We start from the raw sequence: 5,284 nt of genomic DNA on the forward strand, positions 1-5,284 counted from the left end.
GAACTGCCGTATTACGGGCGGGATGTGATGTTTTATTTGGAGGCCCGACCAGGTATAACCGGCCTTTGGCAAGTTAGCGGCAGAAGCGATACATCTTATGCTCAGCGAGTTATGTTTGATACTTGGTATGTGAAGAATTGGACCTTGTGGCACGATATTGCCATCCTGGCGAAGACAATTCCCGTTGTTTTCGCCAGAAAGGGTGCCGTATGAAGGGCGGCGGTAGTTTTTTTGTGCATCTTGTTCCACGGGCAGCGTACCCGAACGAACCGCGGACATGCGGAAGAGGAGAGGGTGCGGAATGGTGGTGAGCAGGACGCCCTTTCGGATATCGATATTCGGGGGGGGCACCGATTATCCGCGCTGGAGCCAGCGCCACGGTGGGGCGGTTCTGGGCATGGCTATCGATAAATATTGCTATGTGCGCCTTGCGCCGACGCAAGATGCCGCGACTGGGTATCGCATAAGCTACGCCCGCCGGGAACAGGTTGAAACGATCGCTGCCATCCAACACCCCGCCGTGCGGGCGGTCTATGCGGAAGAGGCCGTGCCACCGGGGCTGGATATGGTGCATGAATCCGATCTGCCGGCGCGGTCGGGCCTGGGTTCCAGCTCCTCTTTCGTCGTCGGTTTGCTCCATGCGGTGCGGGCACTGGCCGGGGAGCGCCCAAACAAGCGCTGGCTGGCCCAAGAGGCAATTCGGATCGAGCAGCAGGTCATTCGGGAGAATGTTGGCAGCCAGGATCAAGTTTGGGCTGCCTATGGCGGGCTCAACCATATTCGCTTTCATCCCTCGGGCGATTTCGAGGTGATCCCCCTGTCGCTCAGCCTCGCCCGTCGGGAAGAGCTTTGCGCGTCGCTGCTGATGGTTTCAACCGGCTTGTTCCGCATCGCCTCGGAGATCGCGGGACGGCAGATCGAGAATATCGACCGGCGCGAGGCGCAGTTGCATGGGATTGCCGCCCTGGTGGATGAGGCGGCGGCCTGGCTTGCGGACGATCATCTCCCGGTGCATCGTCTTGGCGAGCTGCTGCATCATTCCTGGATGCTGAAGCGGCAATTGGCCTCGGAAGTTTCCAATTCCGTCATCGACGAAATTTATGCGGAGGCTATCGCAGGCGGCGCAAGCGGCGGGAAACTGCTCGGGGCGGGCAACGGCGGCTTCATGGTTTTTTTCATCGATCCCGCGCGGCGTCAGGCGCTGGCGGACCGCCTCTCCCGGCTGCGCAGCGTTGCGGTTGGGATTGATGCGGCGGGAAGCGTAATTCTACCGTAATCACGGGCGGGCGATTCTCAGGGTTGAAGGATGGGCGGGCATGGGCACGGCGGATGTGAACGACCAGGAAACGATTGCTCGGCTTTACCGGGGCCTTGCCCGGATTCGCCGCGTTGAGGAGCGGGTGGCGGACATCTACCCGACCGACAAGATCAAAAGCCCGATCCATCTGTCCATCGGTCAAGAAGCTGTTGCGGTGGGCATTTGCGATGCGTTGCGGGCGGATGATGTCGTGTCCGGCACCTATCGCGGCCACGCGACCTATCTCGCCAAGGGTGGCGATTTACCGGCCATGCTGGCCGAGATGTTCGGCAAGGTCGGCGGGTGTGCGCGGGGTAAGGGTGGCTCCATGCATCTTGTCGGGCTGGAGCAAGGGATTCTTGGCTGCTCTGCCGTGGTCGGCTCCAATGTGCCGGTGGCGGCCGGCTATTCCCTTGCGCTCAAACGGCGCGGGCGCGGGCAGGTGGTCGTGGTGTTTTATGGCGATGGCGCCAGCGAGGAAGGCGGCGTTTACGAGACGCTGAATTTCGCAGCATTGCATAAACTGCCAATTCTCTTCGTCTGCGAGAATAATTTCCTGGCGATCCATGAACCCCTGACGCGTCGCTGGGCGGCGGATCAATTGACGGAGCGAGTGGCGACCTTCGGCATGCCCGCCCGTCGTATCGTGTCGGGGGATGTTTTCGAAATCCGCGCTGCCGCCGCCGCGCTGATCGACGGCATCCGTGCCGGGTCCGGCCCCGCGTTTTTGGAGTGTCATACCTATCGCTGGCGCGAGCATGTTGGCCCCGCCGAAGATTACGCCGCAGGCTATCGTGCCCGCGCCGATCTGGAGGCTTGGCAGGACAAGGATCAAGTGGCCCGTCTCGCCGCGCTGCTGCCCGATGCGGCGCGCAGTCGATCGACGCCGACATCGCGGTGGAGATAGACGCCGCCGTCCGCTATGCCGAAGAAAGCCCATTTCCCGCGCTTGAGGAACTCTACCATCATGTCTTCGCCTGATCTCCAACGGAGGAGCTTGCGTTATGTGGACGCGCTGCGCGAGGCAGTGGCGCAGGAGATGCGGCGCGACCCCGAGGTTTTCGTCTTCGGTCTCGATGTCGATGACCATAGGGCGATCCAGGGCTCGACCCAGGGGCTGCTGGAGGAATTCGGCGCGGACCGCTGCTTCACCACGCCGCTGTCGGAAGATGCGATGACGGGGGTTGCAATCGGCGCGGCGATGGCGGGTATGCGGCCCATCCATGTTCATATCCGCATGGATTTTCTCATGCTGTGCATGAACCAACTCGTCAATATGGCGGCCAAGGCCCATTACATGTACGGCGGGTCGGTAAAGGTGCCGATGGTGGTGCGCTCGATGATCGGGAAATCCTGGGGGCAGGGGGCACAGCATTCCCAAGGGTTGCACGCGATGTTCATGCATGTGCCCGGCCTAAAGGTGGTCGCGCCGTCCAATGCCTATGATGCCAAGGGCTGCCTGATTGCCGCGATCCGCGACGATAATCCCGTCATCTTCATGGAACACCGGCTGCTGTACTCGACCGAGGCCCTGGTGCCGGAAGCGCCCTTTACCGTTCCTTTCGGCCAAGCCCGGCAGATGCTGCGTGGCGACGATATTACCATTGTCGGCATTTCCAATATGGCGATGGAATGCGTGCGGGCGGCAAGCCTGCTCAGCGATCTTGGTGTCTCGGTCGATCTGATCGATCCGGTGAGTCTCGTGCCGCTCGACATGGCGACGATCCTGGCGTCAGTTCATCGCACCCGGCGGTTGCTGGTGGTCGATAACGCCTGGGTCTCAGCCGGGGCGGGGGCGGAAATCGTGGCCCAGGCCGCCGAGCATTTGGGGGGGGATGGACCGTTGGTCCTGCGCCGTCTCGGTTTTGCGCCAACGACCTGCCCGACGACGCCGGTGCTGGAAGCGGCCTTCTACCCCAATCCAACCAATATTGCGCAGGCAGCCTATCGCATGCTTGGGGGCGATCCCGCCTGGGAGCCGGATCCGGTGCAAGCGCAGCTAGCTTATCAGCAGGTTTTTAAGGGGCCGTTCTAGATGTTTTACGAACTTGCCGCCCCAAGCTGGGGCCAAGAAGAAGTCGATGCCCTCCAGCGGGTGATTGACTCGGGTCGCTTTACGATGGGCGCACAGGTTGCGGCCTTCGAGCAGGCGTTTGCCGAGTATTTCGGCATGCGGCATGCGGTGATGGTCAATTCTGGCTCCTCTGCCAATCTGGTGGGGATTGCGGCGCTCTGCCATCGGCAGGACCGGCCGTTGCAGCGCGGCGATGAGGTGATCGTGCCCGCGATTTCCTGGGCGACGACCTATCATCCCCTCCAGCAGTACGGCCTGCGCTTGCGCTTCGTCGATGTTGAGCTTGAGACACTCAATATGGACGTCTCGAAGCTGGAAGCCGCGCTGACGCCGCGCACCCGCGCCATTCTGCCGGTCTCCATTCTCGGCAATCCGGCGGCGCTCGACGTGATCCGGGCGTTCGCCGATGCGCATGGTCTCTATGTCTTCGAAGACAATTGCGAGTCGATGGATGCCGAGGTGGCGGGCCGTAAGACGGGCACCTTCGGCGATCTCAATAGCTTCAGTTTCTTTTTCTCCCACCATATCTCGACGATGGAAGGCGGGATGCTCCTGACGGACGATACCGAGCTTGCCCATCTCAGCCGGTCGTTGCGCGCCCACGGCTGGACCCGCGATTTGCCAACCGATAGCCCCATCTATCAGCGCCGGTCAGAGGATCATTTCGAGGCCTATCGCTTCATTCTGCCGGGCTATAACGTGCGCCCGCTGGAAATGTCGGGGGCAGTCGGTTTGGAGCAGCTAAAGAAACTACCCGCTATGACGGCTGCCCGCCGCCGCAATCTTGCGCTCTTCCAGTCGCTTTTTGCGGGGGATGAGCGGTTCATTATCCAGCGGGAGAATGGCAAAAGCTCCAGCTTTAGCTTCACGATCATTCTCAATCCCGCCGCTAAGTTGGATCGGCGTAAAGTCTTCGCTGCCCTGGCGGACGCGACATCGGCTATCGCATTATCACCGGCGGTTGCTTCCTGCGCCACGATGTCATTCAATATTTCGATCACGACATCGTCGGCGGAATCGAGAATGCCAATCTGGCCCATGACTATGGGTTTTTCGTCGGCAATCACCCCTTCGACCTAACCCCGCAGATCGAACGTTTGCGCGACGTGCTCGACACTGTTTGCCGCTGAAGGTGTTTTGATGACCGAGACTTACTCTATTCTCCTAACGGGCGGCGCGGGGTATCTGGGCGCGGTCATGGTTCCGGCCCTGCTGGCCGCCGGGCACCAAGTGACGGTGCTGGACAACTTCCTGTTCAAGCAGAATTCCTTGGCGGCGGTCTGTGCCGATCCGGCGTTCGACGTGGTGCGCGGCGATGCCCGGGACGCGGCGGTCCTGCGCCCGCTGGTGGCTAAGGCGGATATCGTCATTCCCCTGGCGGCGCTTGTTGGTGCGCCGATGTGCGATGCCGACCGTATCGCCGCCCAGAGCACCAATTTCGATGCCGTCCGCACGCTGCTGGATCTGCTGTCGCCCCAGCAGCGGGTTTTGATGCCGGTCACTAATTCGGGCTATGGCGTGGGCGAGCAGGGGCAGTTCTGCACGGAAGAATCGCCGCTGAAGCCCCTGTCGCTCTATGGGCGCAGCAAGGTCGCGGCGGAAGCCGCCGTTCTCGACCGGGGCAATGCCATTAGCTTTCGCCTTGCGACCGTCTTCGGCATGTCTCCGCGCATGCGGATTGACCTGCTCGTCAACGATTTCGTCTATCGCGCGCTTTACGACCGGGCGATCATTCTGTTCGAGCCGCACTTCAAGCGGAACTTCATCCATATTCGTGACGTAGCCCGGGCCTTCCTGCATGGAATCGCGCAGTTCGAGACCATGCGCGACCGGCCCTATAATCTTGGCCTGTCGGACGCCAATCTGTCGAAATGGGAGTTATGCGAGCGCATCCAGGCCCAGCTTCCCGATCA

6 protein-coding genes are annotated in these 5,284 nt (G+C 61.3%); all 6 read left to right on the plus strand.

The window, feature by feature from the left end; all coding sequences use genetic code 11:
* A partial coding sequence (locus VZ95_RS03665; RefSeq protein WP_045774675.1) for a sugar transferase occupies window positions 1-213 on the plus strand: 213 nt, incomplete at its 5' end.
* A gap of 184 nt (window positions 214-397) precedes the next feature.
* Window positions 398-1,276, plus strand: a complete 879-nt coding sequence (locus VZ95_RS03670; protein ID WP_232302462.1) for a GHMP family kinase ATP-binding protein — start codon at window positions 398-400, stop codon at window positions 1,274-1,276.
* 40 nt (window positions 1,277-1,316) lie between these two features.
* Window positions 1,317-2,204 (plus strand): thiamine pyrophosphate-dependent dehydrogenase E1 component subunit alpha, encoded by an 888-nt coding sequence (locus VZ95_RS03675; protein ID WP_156995023.1) that lies wholly within the window; start codon window positions 1,317-1,319, stop codon window positions 2,202-2,204.
* Between the two features lie 99 nt (window positions 2,205-2,303).
* On the plus strand, window positions 2,304-3,332 hold the full coding sequence (locus tag VZ95_RS03680) for an alpha-ketoacid dehydrogenase subunit beta (protein ID WP_232302463.1): 1,029 nt from the start codon (window positions 2,304-2,306) through the stop codon (window positions 3,330-3,332).
* Window positions 3,333-4,451 carry a DegT/DnrJ/EryC1/StrS family aminotransferase gene (locus tag VZ95_RS03685; RefSeq protein WP_232302464.1) on the plus strand — a complete coding sequence of 373 codons (1,119 nt, stop codon included), beginning with the start codon at window positions 3,333-3,335 and terminating at the stop codon, window positions 4,449-4,451.
* Between the two features lie 60 nt (window positions 4,452-4,511).
* Window positions 4,512-5,284: SDR family oxidoreductase (locus VZ95_RS03690; protein WP_045774678.1), on the plus strand; the 773-nt coding region annotated here is incomplete at its 3' end.

This window comes from Elstera litoralis (assembly GCF_000963705.1).
GTDB lineage: Bacteria > Pseudomonadota > Alphaproteobacteria > Elsterales > Elsteraceae > Elstera > Elstera litoralis.